At 74.9% G+C, this 20838-nt stretch carries 8 protein-coding genes; 7 read left to right on the top strand and 1 reads right to left on the bottom strand.

Annotated features, from left to right (window positions below):
- From SMA5143A_RS31890 to SMA5143A_RS31875, 4 genes are all read left to right on the top strand, one after another.
- Positions 1–210 carry a DUF5988 family protein gene (locus tag SMA5143A_RS31890; RefSeq protein ID WP_107466326.1) on the top strand — a complete coding sequence of 70 codons (210 nt, stop codon included), beginning with the start codon at positions 1–3 and terminating at the stop codon, positions 208–210.
- A gap of 114 nt (positions 211–324) precedes the next feature.
- Positions 325–1692: a crotonyl-CoA carboxylase/reductase gene (gene ccrA / locus SMA5143A_RS31885; RefSeq protein ID WP_107466325.1), complete on the top strand. Its 1368-nt coding sequence runs from the start codon at positions 325–327 to the stop codon at positions 1690–1692.
- Positions 1689–2675, top strand: coding sequence for a 3-oxoacyl-ACP synthase III family protein (locus SMA5143A_RS31880; RefSeq protein ID WP_107466324.1), 987 nt, complete (start codon positions 1689–1691; stop codon positions 2673–2675). The genes ccrA and SMA5143A_RS31880 overlap by 4 nt, the downstream gene beginning before the upstream one ends.
- A 97-nt stretch (positions 2676–2772) precedes the next feature.
- Positions 2773–3993, top strand: coding sequence for a cytochrome P450 (locus SMA5143A_RS31875; RefSeq protein ID WP_107466323.1), 1221 nt, complete (start codon positions 2773–2775; stop codon positions 3991–3993).
- Between the two features lie 108 nt (positions 3994–4101).
- Here SMA5143A_RS31875 and SMA5143A_RS31870 read toward each other — a convergent pair whose 3' ends face one another.
- Positions 4102–5127, bottom strand: coding sequence for a cytochrome P450 (locus tag SMA5143A_RS31870; RefSeq protein ID WP_258193853.1), 1026 nt, complete (start codon positions 5125–5127; stop codon positions 4102–4104).
- A gap of 401 nt (positions 5128–5528) precedes the next feature.
- Between SMA5143A_RS31870 and SMA5143A_RS31865 the strand changes: the two genes are divergently transcribed.
- The 3 genes from SMA5143A_RS31865 to SMA5143A_RS44215 form a co-directional block, all read left to right on the top strand.
- Positions 5529–6059 carry a DUF1579 domain-containing protein gene (locus SMA5143A_RS31865; protein ID WP_258193852.1) on the top strand — a complete coding sequence of 177 codons (531 nt, stop codon included), beginning with the start codon at positions 5529–5531 and terminating at the stop codon, positions 6057–6059.
- Positions 6060–6130: 71 nt separating this feature from the next.
- Positions 6131–15187: a type I polyketide synthase gene (locus SMA5143A_RS31860; protein WP_107466320.1), complete on the top strand. Its 9057-nt coding sequence runs from the start codon at positions 6131–6133 to the stop codon at positions 15185–15187.
- Positions 15184–20838: SDR family NAD(P)-dependent oxidoreductase (locus SMA5143A_RS44215; RefSeq protein WP_441349508.1), on the top strand; the 5655-nt coding region annotated here is incomplete at its 3' end. The genes SMA5143A_RS31860 and SMA5143A_RS44215, both read left to right, overlap by 4 nt.

The following is a 20838-nucleotide window of genomic DNA, read 5'->3' as shown; positions in this document are numbered from 1 at the left end:
ATGGTCAATTTCAAGGTATTCCTGTCCGACGGCCCGGCGTATTTCCCGGACGAGGAGAGGCTGCAGTTCGCCACTTCGCTCACGGAGAAGGTCAAGCACCGCCTGGGTGCCGGATACGAGCACTTCGTACATAAAGGTGAGTTCACCACCATCGACGGTGAGGAGGTCGCCGTCTTCCGCTGGATCACCCGGACCGCCATCGCGGAATGAGCGCCGGCCCCGCACACCGGGACAGGGGGCCCCGCGGGATCTGAGGGGTGGCGTTAGGGGGCGGAGCCTCACCTAGCGTCGACGACACCGGTAGCCGTACGAGGAAGGGCCGACATGGGTTCTGTGACTGACGCGGTGCTCGCGGGAGCGAGTCCCGAGGAGGTGGAGCGCGCGGCTCTGCCCGAGGAGTTCACCGCGGCCCACCTCCGCATCGAGGACGTGGACGCGTTCCGGGGTGTCGACGACAAGGACGTGCGCAAGACCCTCCGCGTCGGCCCCGTGCCGCTGCCGGAGCCGGCGCCCGACGAGGTGCTCGTCGCCGTCATGGCCAGCTCGATCAACTACAACACCGTCTGGTCCGCCACCTTCGAGCCCCTGCCGACCTTCCGGTTCCTCGCCGGCTACGGACGGCAGGGCGGCTGGGCCGCCCGCCACGACCAGCCGTACCACGTCCTCGGCTCGGACGCGGCCGGTGTGATCGTGCGGGTCGGCTCCGCCGTCCGGCGTTGGCGCGTCGGGGACCACGTCCTCGTCAACGCGGCCTGCGTCGACGAGCAGGAGGCCGTCACCCAGGCCGACGGCATGCTCGGCGAACACCAGCTCGCCTGGGGCTACGAGACCAACTTCGGCGGCCTCGCCCACTACTGCCTGGCCCGCGCCGGGCAGCTCATCCCCAAACCCGCCCACCTCACCTGGGAGGAGGCCGCCTGCGTGCCCGCCTGCGCCGGCACCTCCTACCGGATGCTGGTCTCCGACCGGGGCGCCCGTATGAAACAGGGTGACGTGGTGCTGATCTGGGGCGCGACGGGCGGGGTCGGCGCGTACGCCGTGCAGTTCGTCAAGAACGGCGGCGGCATACCCGTCGGTGTCGTCGGCTCGCCCCGCAAGGCCGAGGCGCTGCGCGCACTCGGCTGCGACATCGTCATCGACCGCTCGGAGATCGGCATCGGCGAGTCCGAGGGCGACGACTTCGAGCAGGCCATCGCCGACGGCAAACGGCTCGGCGCGGTCATCCGCCGCGAGACCGGCGAGGACCCCCACATCGTCTTCGAACACGTCGGACAGGCCACGTTCGGGATGTCCCTGTTCGTCGTACGGCGCGGCGGCACCGTCGTCACCTGCGGCTCCAGCACCGGCTACCGGCACCGCTACGACAACCGCTACCTGTGGATGAAACTCAAACGGGTCATCGGCAGCCATGTGGCCAACCTCCACGAACAGTGGGAGTGCGCACGGCTGTTCGGCCAGGGCCGCATCATGCCGGTGATGTCGTCGTTGTTCCCCCTGGACGAGGTCGGCGAGGCCACCCGGCTCGTGCAGCGCAACGACCACATCGGCAAGGTGGGCGTCCTGTGCCTGGCCCCCGAACCCGGCCTCGGCGTCACCGACCCCGAACTCCGGGCCAGAATCGGCGAGGACCGCCTCAACCCGCTGCGCGCTTTCGCCGCCGACGTGCCCGGCGCCCTGGCGGTGACCCCATGACCACCTCCATCGGCATCCTCGGCACCGGCTCCTACCTCCCCAAGGAGGAGATCACCAATGAGGAGATCGCCCGCCGCGTCCCCGGCATCACCGCCGAGTGGATCGGCCGCCGCACCCTCATCACCGGCCGCCGTTACGCAGCCCCCGACGAGGCCACCTCCGACCTCGCCCGGCACGCCGCCGTCGCCGCCCTCGACGACGCGGACGTCACGGCGGACCGCATCGACCACCTCATCGTCGCCACCTCCACCGGCGACGCCCCCCTGCCGCCCACCTCGTCCCTGGTGCAGAACGCGCTCGGCGCCCACCGCGCCGCCGCCTTCGACATCAACATCGCCTGCGCCGGCTTCGTCTACGCCCTCGACGTGGCCCGCGCCCTCGTCGCCCAGCGTCCCGGTTCACTCGCCCTGGTCATCGGCGCCGACCTCTACTCACGCTTCCTCGACTACGGCGACCGGGGCACCGCCGTCCTCCTCGGCGACGCCGCCGGCGCCGCGGTGATCGGGGCCGTGCCGGAACAGCGCGGCATCCTGGACGTCGAACTCGCCGGACGTGGCGACGCCCACGAACTCATCTGGATCGAGGGCGGCGGAAGCCGCGTCCCCGCTTCCGCCGACACCGTCGCGAACGGCGGCCACTACCTGCGGATGATCGGCCGCGGCGTCGCCGACTTCGTCATGCACAACGTCCCCCCGATGATCGACCCCCTGCTCGGGCGCACCGGCACCACCCGCGACCAGATCGCGCACTTCGTGCCCCACCAGGCCAACGGCGTGCTCCTCGGTGAACTCGTCGAGCGCTGCGGCCTCACCGGCGCCCGCACCCACACCCCGCTCGTCACGTACGGCAACATGGGCGCCGCCTCGGTTCCCGTGGCCCTGGACGAGGCGTCCCGCGCGGGTCTGCTGCACGACGGCGAACTGCTGCTGCTGGCCGGCTTCGGCGCGGGCATGGCAGCCGGGCTCTGCCTGCTGCGCTGGTGAACCCCACCTCCCCCACAGCCGCCGGTCCGGTTCCACCGGGCGGGCCGTGATCCCTGTCCCCCCACGCCCAGCAAGCTCCTACCGAAGGAACGCTCCCGTGCCCGAAGCCACTCCCTCCGCGGACTTCGACTTCCCCCTGCTGAGAACGTGCCCCTACGCGCCGCCCGCCGAGTACCCCGCCCTGCGGGCCACCGGGGCGCCGGCACCGGGGCGGCTCTACAACGGGCGGCGCGTCTGGCTCATCACCCGTCACGACCAGGCCCGCGCCGTCCTCAACGACGCGCGCTTCAGCTCCGACATCACCAACCCCGGATACCCCATCTACGCCGAGGCGTTCGAGGGGTCGCGCGCCTTCCCGATGCTGTTCACCATGGATCCGCCGCAGCACACGGTGCAGCGCCGGTCCGTCGTGAGCGAGTTCACCCTGCGCCGGGCCGAGAACCTGCGCCCCGCGATGCAGCGCAAGGCCGACGAACTCATCGACTCCATGCTGGCCGGCGGGAACGAGACGGACCTGGTCACCGCGTTCGCCGAACCCTTCTCCGGCACCATCACCTGCTGGGCGCTCGGCATGGACTACGCCGACATGCAGGCGTGGCTGCTGGACCAGCGCGAGGTACGCCGGCAGGCCACCTCCGCGGCCGACACCGCGCAGGTCGGCGACGAGGTCGCGACCCGCATGATCGCACTCCAGCAGTACTTCCTGCGCTTCATCGACGACAAGCAGCAGAACCCCGGTGACGACCCCACCAGCCGCGTCATCGAGAAGCACGTGAACACCGGCACGCTCAGCAGGACGGAACTCGCCAACCTGTGCTTCCTGATCTTCATCGCCGGGCAGTCACCGGTCCAGGCCATGCTGACCGCGGGCGTGGGACTCCTCCTGGAGAACCCCGACCAGGTGGACCTGCTGCGCGACGACCCCGCCGTCGTCCCCGGAGCCGTCGACGAGATGATGCGGCTGATCAGCCCCCTGGACCTGATGCCGCGGGTCGCCCTGGAGGACGTGGAGGTGGGCGGGCAGCTCATCCGCGCGGGCGAGGGAGTCGCCGTCGCCAACGGGGCAGCCAACCGCGATCCCGCCGACTACCCCGAGCCCGACCGGCTGGACGTCCGCCGCGCGGGCCGCGGCCATCTGGCCTTCGGTACCGGCATCCACCACTGCCTCGGTGCCAACCTGACCAGGATCGGTCTCGAAGTCGCCTACGGCACCCTCTTCCGCCGCCTGCCGGGCCTCAAGGTCACCCTGCCCGTCGAGGAACTGAACGACCGGCCCGGCTGGCACCCCGAGGTGGAACGGATGCCGGTCACCTGGTGACCCGCCGGAACACGCCCGCTCCGGTGAGCCGGGGCCAGTGATCCGTGCACGGCGGAGGGCCTGCACCACCCGAGGGGCGGTGCAGGCCCTCCGCCGTGCACGGTCCCCTCAGCCGGAGACCTCGACGGTCAGGCGGCGCGGACCGACCACGTTCTTCGGGTGGTGGTACGCCACCGCGTCCGCGTCCGCGGCGACCCTCAGCCCGGGGAAGCGGTCCAGCAGCAGGTTGAGCACGATCCGTGCCTCCAGCCGGGCCAGCGGGGCGCCCATGCAGAAGTGGATGCCCTGGCCGAACCCGAGATGGCGGCCCTGGTCGCGGTGGAGGTCGAAGGCGTCGGGGGAGGTGAACCGCTCGGGGTCCCGGTTGGCCGACACCGTCCACAGCGTCAGGACCTGACCGGCGGGGATCGTCACGCCGCCGAGCTCCGACTCCCGGGTGGTCATACGGACCAGACGGGAGAAGGCCGGACGCAGCCGCACCGACTCCTCGACGGCGGCCGGCACCAGGGAGCGGTCCCGGCGGACCTCCGCGGCTGCCTCGGCGTTCTCGTCCAGACACAGGACGGTACTGCCGAGCACCGCCGTCGTCGTGATGTGACCGGCGAGCAGCAGGGTGCCGACGAAGCCGACGATCTCGTCGTCGTCGAGCTGCCCGTCGTCGGTCCTGGCCTGGACCAGCTGGGTGATCAGATCGTCCCGGGGTGCCGTGCGCCGCATGGCGATCTGCTCCAGCATGTACGTCCGCATCTCCACGGCCGTCCGTACGAACGAGGCGACGTTCTCCTCGCTCGGCAGGGCGCTCTCACCGCCCCCGTTGGCGAGGATGAAGTCCAGCCCCCACTTCTCGAACAGGGGTTGGTCCTCCGTCGGGATGCCGAGCAGCTCGGCGATCACGAACACCGGCAGCGGATGCGTGAGCGCCTCGACCAGGTCGAACCGGTCGCGGTCGGCGACCGCGTCCAGCAGCCCGGAGGCCAGCTCGGTGATCCGCGGCTCCAGGCCGGCGACCAGCCGGGGTGTGAACGCCCTGCTCACCAGCGAACGCAGCCTGCCGTGCATCGGCGGGTCAATTCCGACCACATTCCCCTTGGCCATCCAGTCCGTGTCCGGATGCGAAGGAATCACGGCGGACATGTCGCTGGAATAGGTGGCCGTGTCGGACAGAATCCGGGAGACATCGGCATACCGGAAAACATGCCAAAGGCCGGGAAACGCGTCGGGAACAACCGGATTCTCCTGCCGACTCTTCGTCAGCCAGGCGAGCAGGGACGGGAAATCGTCCTGTGTTTCCGGCAATGGAGACTGCTGATCGGTGGTCATCGCCTCGCTCCTCGGTGAAGGAACCGGACGGTGGCCGGCTCCGCCCCCGGGAGCCTACTGACCTCAGCAGACTCCGGACACCCCTAGCTCCCGCGAGGCCGCCCCGGATCACGTCCCGCAACCCCCCTAAGAGATCCGTCCGGGCTTGTGCGCGGCAATGCCGGGTCCATAACTTCGTTTCGGTATCAACGGTGTCCCCAGTCAACGGAGTTGCCATGAGTGCGCAGCCCATTCAGTCCTCGGACGACATTGCGCGGGATTCCGCTCCCGTCGGGAGTGGCGATGTCGTTCTGCCCGTCCGCAACGACATCGCGGCGGAAATGCGGCAACTGGATTTCCTCCTGGGGGATTTCCGCATCGAATACACCAACCTCACCACGGAAGAGGTCACCACCGGTGAGGCGACCTGCTCCACCCGCCCCCTGGCGGACGGCCGGTTCTACGAACTGACCCAGCGCATCCCGGTGCCCGGCATCGTCGCCACCTGGCTGATGGGCTGGAGCGACGTCGACAAGTCCTTCGTCAGCTTCTACTACGACGACTGGGGCCACCACGGCACGTTCAGCGGACCCGGCTGGGTCGACGGCCACTTCAGGCTCACGGGGGACAGCGCGGTCTTCGGCACCCGCCACGGGTTCGTGGAGGACTTCGAGATCGTCGACCCCGACCACCTCGTCAAGCACGGCTTCATCGTCGTCGGCGACGACCTGGTCCCCGGCGACATCCTCCACTTCCACCGGATCTGACCGCACCCGATCCGCACAACCCACGGCACACGCCGTGCGACGGAACGTCCGGAACACAGGGAGGGAAGCGGATGACGGCCGCGTCCGAGGCGATCGCCGTGGTCGGCATGGCGTGCCGACTGCCCGGAGCGGGCAACCCGGCCCGGTTCGCGGCCCTGCTCGCCGACGGTGGTGACGCCGTCGTCGAAATCCCCGACGCACGCCGCGCCGCCGTCCCCGACGTGTCGGGCATCTGCCCGCGCGGCGGGTTCCTCGACAGCGTCGACGGGTTCGACGCCGCGTTCTTCGGGATCTCCCCGCGCGAGGCCGCCGCGATGGACCCCCAGCAGCGACTGCTGCTGGAACTCGGCTGGGAGGCGCTGGAACACACGGGCGCCGTCCCCGCCGGGCTGAACGGCACCCGCACCGGGGTCTTCGTCGGCGCCCTCGCCGACGACTACGCCCACCTCGTGCATCGGCACGGCCCCGCCGCCGTCACCCCGCACACCTTCACCGGGGTGCAGCGCTCCCTCCTCGCCAACCGCGTCTCGTACACCCTCGGCCTGCGCGGCCCCAGCCTGACCGTCGACACCGGCCAGTCCTCCTCCCTCGTCGCCGTCCACCTGGCCGTGGAGAGCCTGCGCCGCGGAGAGTGCACCCTCGCCCTCGCGGGCGGAGTCAACCTCATCCTGTCCCCCGAGAGCACCCTCGCCGTCGCCCGGCTCGGCGCGCTCTCGCCGGACGGCTGCTGCCACACCTTCGACGCCCGCGCCAACGGCTACGTCCGGGGCGAGGGCGGCGGTCTCGTCGTCCTCAAACCCCTCTCCCGGGCCCTCGCCGACGGTGACCGCGTGCACTGCCTGATCCGGGGCAGCGCCGTCAACAACGACGGCGGCGGCAGCGCCCTGACCGTCCCCGACCCCCGGGCGCAGCGCGAGGTGCTCACCCTCGCCTGCGAGCGGGCGGGCATCGAGCCGGGGGACGTCCAGTACGTCGAGCTCCACGGCACCGGCACCCCCGAGGGCGACCCCGCCGAGGCCGCCGCGCTCGGACAGGCGCTGGGCGCGTTCCGGCCGGCCGGCCGGCCGCTGCGCGTCGGGTCGGTCAAGACCAACATCGGGCACCTGGAGGGCGCGGCCGGTATCGCCGGCCTCCTGAAGACGGTGCTGTGCCTGCGCGACGCCCGCCTCGTCCCCACCCTGCACCACGACACGCCCCACCCCCGGATCCCCTTGCACGACCTCGGCCTCACCGTCCAGCGCACCACCGAGCCCTGGCCCGACACCGAGGGACCACGCGTCGCCGGCGTCAGCTCCTTCGGGCTCGGCGGCACCAACTGCCACATGATCCTGTCGAGTTGGGAGGGGAAGGAAGGCGGGAGCGCGCTGGACCCGGGCCCTGGCGGGGAGGACGAGGGCGTCGACGGCCGGGGTGGAAGCCCGGACACCGGGGCGGACGCGGACACCGGGGAGCAGCGGACCGCGGTCGTTCCGTGGGTGCTCTCCGCCAGGACGCCCGAAGCGCTCGCCGATCAGGCGCGGGCCCTGCTGGAAGCCGCCCCGGACGCACCGCCGGCCGACATCGGCCACGCGCTGCTGACGACCCGCACCCTGTTCCCGCACCGCGCGGTGGTGCTCGCAGCCGACAGCCCGGCCGGGACGCGCGGCCTCGCCGCACTCGCCTCCGGTGAACGGACCCCCGACCTGGTCACCCACCCCGGCCCCCTGCCGCCCGCGGGAGCGGGTCCCGTCTTCGTCTTCCCCGGCCAGGGCTCGCAGTGGGTCGGCATGGCCGCCGAACTCCTCGACAGCGACACCGACTTCGCCGCCGCGTGGGCCCGCTGCGAGGAGCCCCTCACGGCCTGCGTCGACTGGTCGCCGACCGACGTCCTGCGCGCCGCCCCCGACGCCCCGGGGCTCGACCGGGTCGACGTGCTGCAACCCGTCCTGTGGGCCGTCATGGTCAGCCTCGCCGAGGTCTGGCGCGCCCACGGCGTCGAGCCCGCCGCGGTCGTCGGACACTCCCAGGGCGAGGTCGCCGCGGCCTGTGTGGCGGGCGTGCTCTCCCTGACGGACGGCGCCCGGATCGCCGTACGCCGTGCCGAACTGATCGCCCGCCGACTCTCGGGCCGGGGCGGCATGGTGGCCGTACCCGAGTCGGAGGCCCGCGTCCGGGCGCGGCTGGCGGCCCTCGGCGGACGCGTCGAGGTCGCCGCCGTCAACGGCCCCGGCGCGGTCGTGGTGTCCGGCGCCCCCGACGCACTGGAGGAACTGCTCGCCTCGTGCGCCGCCGACGACGTCCGCGCCCGCCAGGTCGCCGTCGACTACGCCTCCCACTCGTCCCACGTCGAGGACGTCCGCGCCGCACTCCTCGACGCGCTCGCCGACGTCACCCCGCTGCCGGGCCGTGTCCCGCTGTACTCCACCGTCGAGCCCGGACGGATCGTGCTCGGGGAGGACGGGCCGCGCCAGGACGGCACCTACTGGTACCGGAACCTGCGGGAGCCGGTCGCCTTCGCCCCCGCCGTCACCGCCCTGGCGCGGGCCGGCCACCACACCTTCATCGAGATCAGCCCGCACCCGGTCCTCACCACGGCGGTCGCCGCGACCGTGGAGGAGACCGGCACGGCGCCCGTGGTGGTCCCCACGCTGCGCCGCAACCACGGCGGACCCGCGCAGATCACCGCCGCGCTGGCCCAGGCGTTCGTCGCGGGCACCGATGTCGACTGGGCGCCCGCCTCCGCCGGACACCGGCCCGCCCCACGCCTCGACCTGCCCACGTACCCCTTCCAGCGGCGCAGCCACTGGCTGGCTCCGGCCGAGGGCCAGGAGGGGTGGCCCGGCACGGCCCCGGGCACGCGTGCCGAGGGCGTGCCGGCTCCGTGGACGAGTGGCGGGGATGCGGCAGGCGCGCGTGCCGAGCGCGCGGGGGCGGTGCCCGACCGCCCGCGTGATCCACGTGGCCCGCGTGACCTGCTCGACCTCGTGCGGGCGGAGGCGGCCCTGGTCCTCGGGCACCGGTCGGCGGCGGACGTCGCCCCCGAACTGACCTTCAAGGATCTGGGCTTCGACTCCCACCTGGCGCTCGAACTGCGCAACCGGCTGGGCGCCGTGACGGGCCGGCGGCTGCCCACCACCCTGTTGTTCGACCACCCCACGCCCACGGAGGTCGCCCGGCGACTCACCGAGGACGGCACGGCGGAGACCAGGCCCACCACGGGCGTTCCCGTCCCCGCCGACGAGCCCGTCGCGATCGTCGGCATGGCCTGCCGGCTGCCCGGCGGCCTCAACGACCCCGAGGGACTGTGGCGGGCCGTCATGGCCGGCGTCGACGCGATCTCCCCGCCGCCGGCCGACCGCGGCTGGGGCGACGGCACCCACCGGGGCGGATTCCTCGCCGACGCCGCCGACTTCGACGCCGACCTGTTCGGCATCGCGCCGCGTGAGGCCCTGGCGATGGACCCCCAGCAGCGCCTGCTCCTGGAGACGGCCTGGGAGGCCCTCGAACGGGCCGGTGTCGCCCCCTCCTCCCTGCGGTCCACCCGGACCGGCGTCTACGTCGGCGCCATGTCCCAGGAGTACGGGCCCCGGCTCCACGAGGCGCCCGACGACCTGCGGGGCCACCTGCTCACCGGGAACACCGCCGGAGTCCTCTCCGGCCGTCTGTCGTACGTCCTCGGCTGTGAGGGACCCGCCGTCACCGTGGACACGGCCTGTTCGTCGTCACTGGTCGCGCTCCACCTCGCCGTCGAGTCCCTGCGCCGAGGGGAGTGCACGACGGCGCTCGCCGCCGGCGTGGCGGTGATGGCCACACCCGGTCTGTTCGAGGAGTTCGCCCGGCAGGGCGGGCTGGCGGGCGACGGCAGGTGCAAGGCGTTCGCCTCGGGGGCCGACGGCACCGGCTGGTCCGAGGGCGTGGGCGTCCTCGTCGTGGAACGGCTCTCCGACGCCCTCCGCAACGGCCGTACGGTCCTGGCCGTGCTGCGCGGTTCCGCGATCAACCAGGACGGCGCCTCCAACGGTCTCACCGCGCCCAACGGCCCCGCCCAGCAGGCAGTGATCCGCGACGCGCTGGCCCGTGCCGGACTGTCGGCGTCGGACGTGGACGCCGTGGAGGCCCATGGCACCGGGACCCGGCTCGGCGACCCGATCGAGGCGCACGCGCTCCTCGCCACCTACGGGCAGGACCGCGAGCGGCCGCTGTACCTGGGGTCGTTGAAGTCGAACATCGGGCATGCCCAGGCGGCGGCCGGTGTGGCGGGCGTCATCAAGACCGTGCTGGCCCTGCGGCACGGGACACTGCCGCGCACCCTGCACGTGGACGAACCGACGGCGGAGGTGGACTGGTCGGCGGGGGCCGTGGAACTGCTGACGGAGGCGCGGCCGTGGCCGGACACCGGCCGTCCCCGCCGGGCGGCGGTGTCGTCGTTCGGGATCAGCGGGACGAACGCACACGTCGTCCTGGAGGAGGCCCCCCTCGTGGACGCCCCCGAGGCCGAGGCGATCCGGACCGGCACCGGTCCCGGCCCAGGTCGCCTCGCGTCCCCCATACCCCTCGTACTGTCCGCCGCGACCGAGCAGGCGTTGACGGCGCAGGTCACGCGGATGCGGGCGCGGCTGGCCGTCGTGCCGCAGGTGGAGGGCGCCTTCGGGGAACCCGGTGGGCTCGCCCGTATCGGGCACGCGCTCGCGGTCACCCGTGCCGCGCTCCCGCACCGGGCCGCCGTCGTCGCCGCCGACCGCGCGGAGGCGCTGGCCGGGCTCGACGCCCTGGCCTCCGGCGCCGGCACGGCCTCGGCGTTCCGGGCGACGGCCGTCGAGGGCCGCACCGTGTTCCTCTTCACCGGCCAGGGCAGCCAACGACGCGGCATGGGAACGGAGTTGGCCGCGGCGCAGCCCGTGTTCCGGCGCGCGCTGGACGAGGTGGCCGCGCACCTCGAACCGCATCTGGCGCAGCCCCTCACGAAGGTGTTGGCCGACGAGACGGGCCTGCTCGACCGCACCGAGTACGCCCAACCCGCCCTGTTCGCGCTGGAAGTGGCGCTCTTCCGCCAGCTGGAGCACTGGGGCATCGTCCCCGACCATCTGCTCGGGCACTCCGTCGGCGCGCTCGCGGCGGCGCACGTCGCCGGGGTGTTCTCCCTGCCCGACGCCTGCCGCCTCGTCGCCGCACGGGGCCGGCTGATGCAGGCGCTGCCCGGGACCGGCGCCATGGCGGCCGTGGAGGCCACCGAGGAGGAGATCCTGCCCGACCTCGCCGGCCGGGAGGACCAGATCGGCCTCGCCGCCGTCAACGGCCCAGCCGCCGTGGTGATCTCCGGCGACACGGAGGCCGTGACGCGTACGGCACGGGACTGGGAACGACGGGGCCGCCGCATCCGGATGCTGCGCGTCTCCCACGCCTTCCACTCGCCCCACATGGACCCGATGCTCGCCGCCTTCGAGGAGGTCGCCCACTCGGTCGCCTACCACCCTCCGGCCCTGTCGGTCATCAGCGACCGCACCGGCGGGGAGGCGACCGCCGACGACCTGTGCTCACCGGCCCACTGGGTCCGCCACGTCCGCGAGACGGTCCGCTTCCACGCCGCCGTGCTGCGGCTGAGGGACCTGGGAACCACCCGCTACGTCGAGTTGGGGCCGGACGGCGTGCTCAGCGCGATGGTCCGGGAGTCCCTGACGGAGGAGCCCGGCACGCCCGCCCCCGCCCTCGTCGTGCCGGTCCTGCGCCGGGACCGGGCGGAGGCGCCGGGCGCGGCGGAGGCCGTGGCGCGACTGCACGTGACCGGCCACACCCCCGACTGGGGCGCGGTCTTCGCGGGACATCCGCCCGCCGGCCCCGACACACTCCCGACGTACGCCTTCCAGCGCCGCCGCTACTGGGTGGCCCCCACCCCGGCCCGCACCACCACAGCGCCCGGCGCCACCCCGCTCGACCACCCGCTGCTCACCTCGGCCGTCACGCTCGCCGACTCCGGGCACACCCTGCTGACCGGACGCGTCGACGCCGTCGGACAGCCCTGGCTCACCGACCGCACCGTCCTCGACAGGGTGTCCGTCCCCGACTCGGTCCTGCTGGACCTCGCGGTCGTCGCGGCCCGGGAGACCGGCGCGGGCCGGGTCGCGCACCTGCTGCCCGTGACACCGCTGGTACCGCCCCGGCGCGGTGCCCTGGACCTCCAGGTCACGGTCGGCCCGCAGGGCGGCGCGCACGGTCACCGCTCCGTGACCGTGCACGCCCGCCCCCACGACGGCGACACCGGATGGATCCGGCACGCCGAGGGCACCCTGGCCACCGCCCCCGTGGCGGGGCACGCCCCCGGGACCGGTGGGGAGCGCCCGTCGCACGTCGCCGCCCCTTCCGGGGGTGTAGCCACGTGGCCGCCGACAGGTGCCGAGCCCGTCGACGTGCGGCCGTCGGCCGCCGACGGGCCCGACCTCGCGGACGCGGTCGTGCACGGGCCGGGCCTCGCCGGGCTCCGCGCGCTGTGGCGGCGGGGCACCGAGGTCTGGGCCGAGCTGATCACGCCGGACGCCGACCAGGTCGCCGCCGAGGACTTCGGACTGCACCCGGCACTCCTGGAGAGCGTGCTGCACGCCCTGAGGCTCACCCGGACGGGCGGCGCGGCGCTCTGGCACTCGGCGACCTACCGGAACGTCACGGTGCGGGGCACGCCCACCGGACGGCTGCGAGCCCGCATCACACCGACGGACGGCGACACCGTCACCGTCACCGTCACCGACACCGACGGGCGGGCGGTCGCGACGGTCGGCGCCCTCACCCCGCGCCACCGGCCCGCGCCCGCGGAGGCTTCCGCCCACCCCTACGACGAGGCCCTCCCGTACGAGCTGGCCTGGCGTCCCCTGGAGCCGCCGCCCGGCACACCGCCGGACCGCTGGGCCCTGGTCGGCGATCCGCGCACTCTCCCGGCCGGTTTCGTACCGGACGCGGACCGCCACCCGGACCTCGCCTCCCTCCTCGCCGTACCGGTCCCGCTGCCCGAGACGGTCGTCACCCGCTGCACGACCGCCACGGACGCCGTCCCTCCCGACGCCTTCCCCTCCGACGCCGCTCCTTCCGACGCCACCTCGCCCGCCGAGCAGTCCTTCTCCGGCGCCTCCGCGCCCGACGCCGCCCGTGCCGCCGCGCACCGGGCCGCGGGGCTGGCGCGGGCGTGGCTGGCCGAGGACCGCCTCACCGACGTACGGCTGGTCGTCGTCACCCGGCGCGCCGTCGCGGCCGGTGACGGACCGTGCGAACCCGCCGAGGCACCCGTGTGGGGCCTGTTCCGCTCGGCTCAGACCGAGCACCCGGGCCGGTTCGTCCTGGTGGACCTCGACGACGACCCGGCGTCCGCCACCGCGCTGCCCACCGCTGCCGCCTGCGGAGAGCCCCAGATCGCGGTGCGCGCGGGCCGCCTGTACGCGCCCCGCGTCGTCCGGCCGGCGGCCCGAGCCGCCGACCTGGACCGAGGCGGCACTCCCCGGACGCCGCCGCGCGGGAAAGCGGCGGCCCCCACCCCGTACGCGACCCGCGGCGGCCTGAACGGCACCTCCCGCGCCCCGGTCGGCCTCCTCGCCGACCGGAGCGGCACGGCCCTCGACCCGAACGGCACCGTTCTCGTCACCGGCGGTACCGGTGCCCTCGGGCGGCTCGTCGCCCGGCACCTCGTGGCCCGTCACGGGGTACGCAGGCTGCTGCTGGTCAGCCGCCGGGGCGCCGACGCCCCCGAGGCGGCCGGGATCGAGGCCGCCCTCCGCCGGGACGCGGACGTCCACGTCACGATCGCCGCCTGCGACACGGCGGACCGGGACGCGCTCGCCGCCGTCCTCGCGGGGATACCCGACGCCCATCCCCTGACGGCGGTCGTGCACACCGCGGGTGTTCTGCACGACGCCGTGGTGGAGGCCATCGAGCCCGGCGACCTGGACCGCGTCCTGCGGCCCAAGGTCGACGCCGCGTGGAACCTGCACGAGCTGACCGCCGACGCCGGCCTCTCCGCGTTCGTCCTGTTCTCCTCCGTGTCCGGCGTCAACGGCGCTGCCGGCCAGGGCAGTTACGCGGCAGGCAACGCCTTCCTCGACGCCCTGGCCCAACTGCGCCGCGGCCAGGGGCTGCCCGCCGTGTCCCTCGCCTGGGGACCGTGGGCCCCGGAAGCCGGTGCCCCGCTCGCCGCGGACCCGGCCGGCACGGACCCGGTCGACGGACCCGCGACGGGCATGACCGCCGGGCTCAGCGACACCGACCTGCGCCGGATGCGCCGTACCGGACTCCTGCCGCTCGACCCGGAACAGGGCCTCGCGCTCCTGGACGCCGCCCTGCTGAGGCCGGGCCCCGCGCTGCGGCTTCCGCTGGCGCTCTCCCTGCCGGTGGTGCGCCGCGCCGCGCACGACGGAGAAGCCTCACCGCTGTACCGGGAACTGGCAGGCAGCGCCTGGCGCGACCCCGCCGGGGCGGCCGCCGGGACCGGCCCCGGCGGCGACGAGCGGGCCGACAGCGAGGCCGCACGCCTCACCGTCGCCGGCGGACTCACCGCCCCGGAACAGGAGGCCGCCCTCCTCGAACAGGTCCGCGGGCACGCCGCAGCGGTCCTCGGCCACCGGGACGGGCGGCGCGTGGACGCCGCCCGCACCTTCAAGGAGTTGGGGTTCGACTCACTGATGGGCGTCGAGCTGCGCAACCGGCTGACCGCCGCGAGCGGTCACCGCATGCCCGCCGGGCTGCTGTTCAACCAGCCCACACCGGCGGCCGTCGCCCGCTACCTGCGCACCCGGCTCGCGCCGGCGCCCCGGTCCGCCGCGGGTTCGCTCGACGACGGGATCGGCCACCTGGAGGACCTCCTGACCCGGACACCCGCCGAACCCGGCGAACTGCACGCCGCGGCGCGGCGCCTGCGCGCCCTGCTCGCCCGGTGCGAGGAGCGGTCCGCGGTCATCTCCACGGCGGTCGCGGCCGTACCCCCACCGGCGGGCGGCAACGGCACACCCCGGGCAGGCACCGCCACGAACGGCGCCGGTGCCGGGCAGGACGACGCCGGCGACGGGAACGGCGACGGCGACGTACGCGCGGCGCTCCGGACGGCGAGCGTCGACGAGATCTTCTCCTTCATCGACCGGGAACTCGGTACCGACCTGCAGGAGCGCGGGGAGTGACGCACATGGCGGAAGCGGAAGCGGAGAAGCTGGTCGAGTACCTCAAGCGGGTCACGGCCGAACTCCACGAGACCCGGGGGCGGTTGCGCGCGGCCGAGGACAGCGCGCGCGAACCGGTCGCGATCGTCGGGGTCGGCTGCCGCCTGCCCGGCGGCGCGGACTCGCCGGGGCGGCTGTGGGACCTCGTGGCCGGCGGCCACGACGCCATCGGTGAGGTGCCCGCCGACCGAGGCTGGGACGTGGCGTACCCGGGCGGCTTCCTGACGGACGTGGCGGGCTTCGACGCCGCCTTCTTCGGGATCTCCCCGCGCGAGGCCGCGGCGATGGACCCGCAGCAGCGGCTGCTCCTGGAGACCGCCTGGGAGGCGTTCGAACGTGCCGGGATCGCCCCACGCTCGCCCGCGTCCCGGCGTACCGGCGTCTTCGCGGGCCTGGTCTCCCAGGAGTACGGGCCGCGGCTGGACGAGGCGTCCGACGACACCGGCGGCCATGTGCTCACCGGGACCACCGCGAGCGTCGCCTCCGGCCGCATCGCCTACACCTTCGACTTCGACGGCCCGGCGGTCACCGTGGACACCGCCTGCTCCTCCTCGCTGGTCGCGCTGCACCTCGCCGCCCAGGCGCTGCGGCGCGGCGACTGCGACCTGGCCCTCGCGGGCGGCGTGTGCGTGCTGCCCACCCCGGGCACGTTCCTCAGCTTCGAACGGCAGGGCGGCCTCGCCGCGGACGGCCGCTGCAAGGCGTTCGGCGCGGGCGCCGACGGCACCGGCTGGTCGGAGGGCGCCGTCCTCCTCCTCGTCGAGCGGCTCTCCGACGCCCGCCGCCACGGGCACCCGGTCCTCGCGGTCGTCCGGGGCACGGCCGTCAACCAGGACGGCGCGTCCAACGGCCTCAGCGCGCCCAGCGGACCCGCACAGGAACGCGTCATCCGGGCCGCACTCGCCGACGCCGGACTCACCCCCGCCGACATCGACGCCGTGGAGGCCCACGGCACCGGAACCCGCCTCGGCGACCCCATCGAGGCGGAGGCGCTGCTCGCCGTCTACGGGGAGGGCCGCACCTCGGACCGGCCCCTGTGGCTGGGGTCCCTCAAGTCCAACATCGGCCACACCCAGGCCGCCGCGGGCGCCGCCGGTGTCCTCAAGACGCTGCTGGCGATGCGGCACGGGATCCTGCCGCCGACCCTGCACGCGTCCGAACCCACCTCCGAGGTGGACTGGTCCGACGGCACCGTACGCCTGCTGACGGAGGGCCGGCCGTGGCCGGACTCGGGCCGGCCCCGTCGCGCGGGTGTCTCCTCGTTCGGCATCAGCGGCACCAACGCCCACGTCATCCTCGAACAGGCCCCCGACGATCGCGAGTCCGGCACCGCCCCGGAGCCGACCGGGCCCGCCCCGTTCGCCGTGCCGCCCCTGCTGCCCTGGCCGTTCACCGGGCGCTCCCGTGCCGCGCTGCGGGACCGGGCCCGCACCCTGCACCGGCACCTGGAGGACACCCCCGACGCGTCCGCCGCCGACGTCGCCTGGACGCTGGCGACGACCCGCGCCCCCCTGGAGCACCGCGCGGTCGCCCTCGCCCCGGACCGCGGCGGACTGCTCGCCCTGCTCGCGGGGGCGGCCGACGACCCCGCCCCGCACGGGCTCGTGCACGGCCACCACCCGGCCCCCGGACCGGCCCGCACCGTGTTCGTCTTCCCCGGCCAGGGCTCCCAGTGGGCGGGCATGGCGGTGGACCTGCTGGACGCCTCACCGGCGTTCGCGCGCCGTATGGCCGCGTGCGAGGCCGCCCTCGCCCCGTTCACCGACTGGCGGCTCACCGAGGTGCTGCGCGCCCCCGACGTCGCCGACCTGCTGACACGGGTGGACGTCGTGCAGCCGGTGCTCTGGGCGACCATGGTGTCCCTCGCCGAGCTGTGGGCCTCCTGCGGTGTCCGGCCCGACGCCGTCATGGGGCACTCCCAGGGGGAGATCGCCGCCGCCGTCGTCGCCGGCGCGCTCACCCTCGACGACGGCGCCCGCGTCGTCGCCCTGCGCTCCCGGGCCCTGACCGAACTGCCGGCCGGCGGAGGCATGCTCTCCGTCGCCGAACCCGCCGACGCCGTACGCGCACGCCTCGCCCCCTGGGCCGGCCGCCTCGACATCGGCGCCGTCAACGGCCCCGCCGCGGTCGTCGTCACCGGCGACGCGACCGCCCTCGACGAACTGGAGGCCCACTGCGCCCGCGACGGGGCCCGCGCCCGGCGCGTCAACGTCGACTACGCCTCCCACTCCCCGAGGATCACCGCCCTGGAGGACCGCATCACCGGCCTCCTCGCCCCGGTGCGCCCGCGCCCCGGCCGTACCGCCTACTACTCCTCCCTCACCGGTGGACGCCTGGACACCGCCGGGCTCGACGCCGGCTACTGGTACCGCAGCCTCCGTCACACCGTCCGGTTCGAGGAGGCGACCCGCGCCGCGCTCGACGACGGCCACACCCTGTTCGTCGAGATCAGCCCGCACCCGGTGCTCGTCGCGGCCGTCCAGGACACCGTGGAGGCCGCCGAGTCCGCCGCCACGGTCACCGGCACGCTGCGCCGAGGGCCCGGCGGCCGTCCCGAACGGTTCGTGGAGGCACTCGCGGAGGCGTACGCGCACGGCGCCCCCGTCGACTGGACGGCCCTGCTCGCCGGCACCGGGGCCCGCCGGGTCGACCTGCCCACCTACCCCTTCCAGCGCTCCCGGCACTGGCTGGACCGGCCCGCGCCCGCCACCGCGGACGACCCCGCGACGACGGCCCTGTGGGAGGCCGTCGACCGGGACGACACACCTGCGGTGGCCGAACAACTGGGCGTCCGGTCCGACGACTCCCTCGCCGGGACCGTGCGCGCGCTCGCCGCCTGGCGGGCGGCGGCCCGCCGTACCGCCGCCATCGACCGCTGCCGCTACCGCGTCACCTGGAAACCCGTCCCGGAACCGAGCGGCGCCCGGCCCACCGGCGACTGGGTCCTCCTCGTCCCCGGCCCCACCCCGACGGCCGACTGGGTGGCGGACACCCTGCTCGCCCGCGGCGCCGACCACGTCGACCGGATCACCGTCACCACCGCCACCAGACGCGACGAACTCGCCGCACTGCTGCGCCGCCACGCCTCCGCGGCCGGTGTCGTCTCCCTGCTCGCCACCGACGTACGGCCGCACCCCGACCACCCGGACGTCCCCGCCGGCACCGCCACCACCCTCACAGCCGTCCAGGCCCTGCTGGACGCGGGCGGCACCGGCCCACTGTGGTGCCTGACCCGGGGCGCGGTCGCCACGGGGGCCGACGGGACGACCCGCGCGCAGGCGACGGCCCGCACCGGTGGAACGCCCGGCGCGGGCACGCCGATCTCCATGGACCGTACGGCCCCCGACGGCAGGACGACCCGCGTCGGCGGGACGGCTTCCGAGGGCGGCGGCGCGACCCCCATCGGCGGGACGATCCCCGCCGACGGAACGACCTCCGACGGCGGGACGACCCCCGCCGACGGAGCTGCTCGCGGATACGGGACGCCTCCCGTCGGCGGGACGATCCCCGCCGACGGGCCGGCCCTCGACGTCAGTCCCGAACAGGCCCAGGTCTGGGGGCTGGGCCGGGTCGTCGGACTGGAGACGACCCCCGGTGTGTGGGGCGGCCTCATCGACCTGCCCGACCGGCCCGACGACACGACGGCCCGCTCTCTCGCCGCCGTCCTGGCCGCCCCCGGTGACGAACAGGAGTGGGCGCTGCGCGCCACGGGCCCCCGCGTCCGCCGCCTCGTCCGCGCGCCACGCCCCACCACCGCTCCCGCCCCCCGCAAGCGGCCCCGCGGCACCGTCCTGATCACCGGCGGCACGGGTGCCCTCGGCGGACACGTCGCCCGGCGGCTCGCCCGGGACGGAGCGGACCACCTCGTCCTGACCGGCCGCCGAGGCGCCGACGCGCCCGGCGCCACCGACCTCGCCGAGGAACTGCGCGCCCTCGGCGCCCGGGTGACCCTCGCGGCCTGCGACGCCGCCGACCGGGACGCCCTGGCCGCCGTCCTCGACGCGATCCCCGCCGAGCACCCCCTCACCGCCGTCGTGCACGCCGCCGGCGTCAGCGCGCTCGACCGGCTCGACACCCTCACCCCCGCCGACCTCGCCGCGATGGCGGCCGGAAAGGTGAGCGGGGCCCGCCACCTCGACGAACTCACCGCCCACCTGGACCTCGACGCCTTCGTGCTGTTCTCCTCCGGCGCGGCCGTCTGGGGCGGCGCTCGCCAGGCCGCCTACGCCGCCGCCAACGCCCACCTCGACGCCCTCGCCGCCCGCCGCCGCGCCCGCGGCCTCACCGCCACCTGTGTGTCCTGGGGGAGTTGGGGCGGGGGCGGCATGGTCGACGCCCGCGCCCAGCGCGTGTTCGAGCGGATCGGCGTACGGGCCATGGACCCGGACACCGCCGTCGGCGCGCTGTTCGACGCCGTCGCCCACGACGAGACGGCGCTGACGGTCACCGACATGGACTGGCGGGCCTTCGCCACCGGCTTCCGTCTCTCCCGGCACCGCAGCCTCCTCGACGACCTCCCCGAGGCGGCGCCCCGGACGACCGAACCGGCCCCGGACGAGCGGCGGACGGCCGCCGCACCCGCGCTGGTGGAGTCCCTCGCGGGCCTGACCGACCGTGAACGCGATCGCCGTCTGCTGGACCTCGTCCGCTCGTCGGCCGCGGCGGCACTCGGCCACAGCGACGCGGCCGACGTCGCCGCCGACGCCGCCTTCCGCGACCTGGGCCTCGACTCGGTGACCGCCCTGGACCTGCGCAACCGGCTCACCGCCGCCACCGGTCTGCGGTTGCCCGGCACCCTGGTCTTCGACCATCCGACCCCCACCGCGGTCGCCGCCGAACTGCGCACCCTGCTGGCCCCGCGACCCGCCGCGGCACCGGCACCGTCACGCGCCGGAGCATCCGCCGGGGACCCCGTGGGCGACGACCCCGTGGCCGTCGTGGCCATGGCCTGCCGTCTGCCCGGCGGCGTCGGCTCGCCCGAGGACCTGTGGCGCCTCGTCGCCGAGGGCCGCGACGGCATCACGCCCTTCCCCACCGACCGGGGCTGGCACACCACCGCTCCGGGCGACGAACGCGCCCTCCCCACCGAGGGCGGCTTCCTCCACGACCTGGCCGGGTTCGACGCCGCGTTCTTCGGTATCTCCCCGCGCGAGGCACTGGCGACGGACCCCCAACAGCGGCTCCTCCTGGAGACCTCCTGGGAGGCTCTGGAACGGGCAGGCATCGACCCCCTCTCGCTGCGCGGCAGCCGCACCGGGGTCTTCGTCGGCGCCGGCCACTTCGACTACGCCGCCCTGGCCCTCACCACCGAGGAGGGCAGGGACTACGCCATCACCGGCTCCGCCGGCAGCGTCCTCTCCGGCCGCATCGCCTACACGCTGGGTCTGGAGGGCCCGGCGGTGACCGTCGACACGGCCTGCTCGTCCTCCCTGGTCGCCCTCCACAACGCCGTCCGGGCGCTGCGCGACGACGAGTGCGGCCTCGCCCTCGTCGGCGGCGCCGCCGTGATGGCCACCACCGCCGCGTTCGAGGCATTCGCCCGCCAGGGCGGTCTCGCCTCCGACGGCCGTTGCAAGGCGTTCGCCGACGGTGCGGACGGCACGGGCTGGGGT

This window comes from Streptomyces sp. MA5143a, from assembly GCF_900290235.1.
GTDB lineage: Bacteria > Actinomycetota > Actinomycetes > Streptomycetales > Streptomycetaceae > Streptomyces.
Note: the sequence above shows the minus strand (reverse complement) of the source record. Positions and strands in the feature narration are given on the sequence as shown.

Bases quoted from the DNA above. Each gene is read 5' to 3' on its own strand.
- SMA5143A_RS31865 (WP_258193852.1), top strand. From the start codon at position 5,529: ATGAGTGCGCAGCCCATTCAGTCCTCGGACGACATTGCGCGGGATTCC.
- SMA5143A_RS31880 (WP_107466324.1), top strand. From the start codon at position 1,689: ATGACCACCTCCATCGGCATCCTCGGCACCGGCTCCTACCTCCCCAAG.
- SMA5143A_RS31890 (WP_107466326.1), top strand. From the start codon at position 1: ATGGTCAATTTCAAGGTATTCCTGTCCGACGGCCCGGCGTATTTCCCG.
- ccrA (WP_107466325.1), top strand. From the start codon at position 325: ATGGGTTCTGTGACTGACGCGGTGCTCGCGGGAGCGAGTCCCGAGGAG.
- SMA5143A_RS31860 (WP_107466320.1), top strand. From the start codon at position 6,131: ATGACGGCCGCGTCCGAGGCGATCGCCGTGGTCGGCATGGCGTGCCGA.
- SMA5143A_RS31870 (WP_258193853.1), bottom strand. From the start codon at position 5,127: ATGTCCGCCGTGATTCCTTCGCATCCGGACACGGACTGGATGGCCAAG.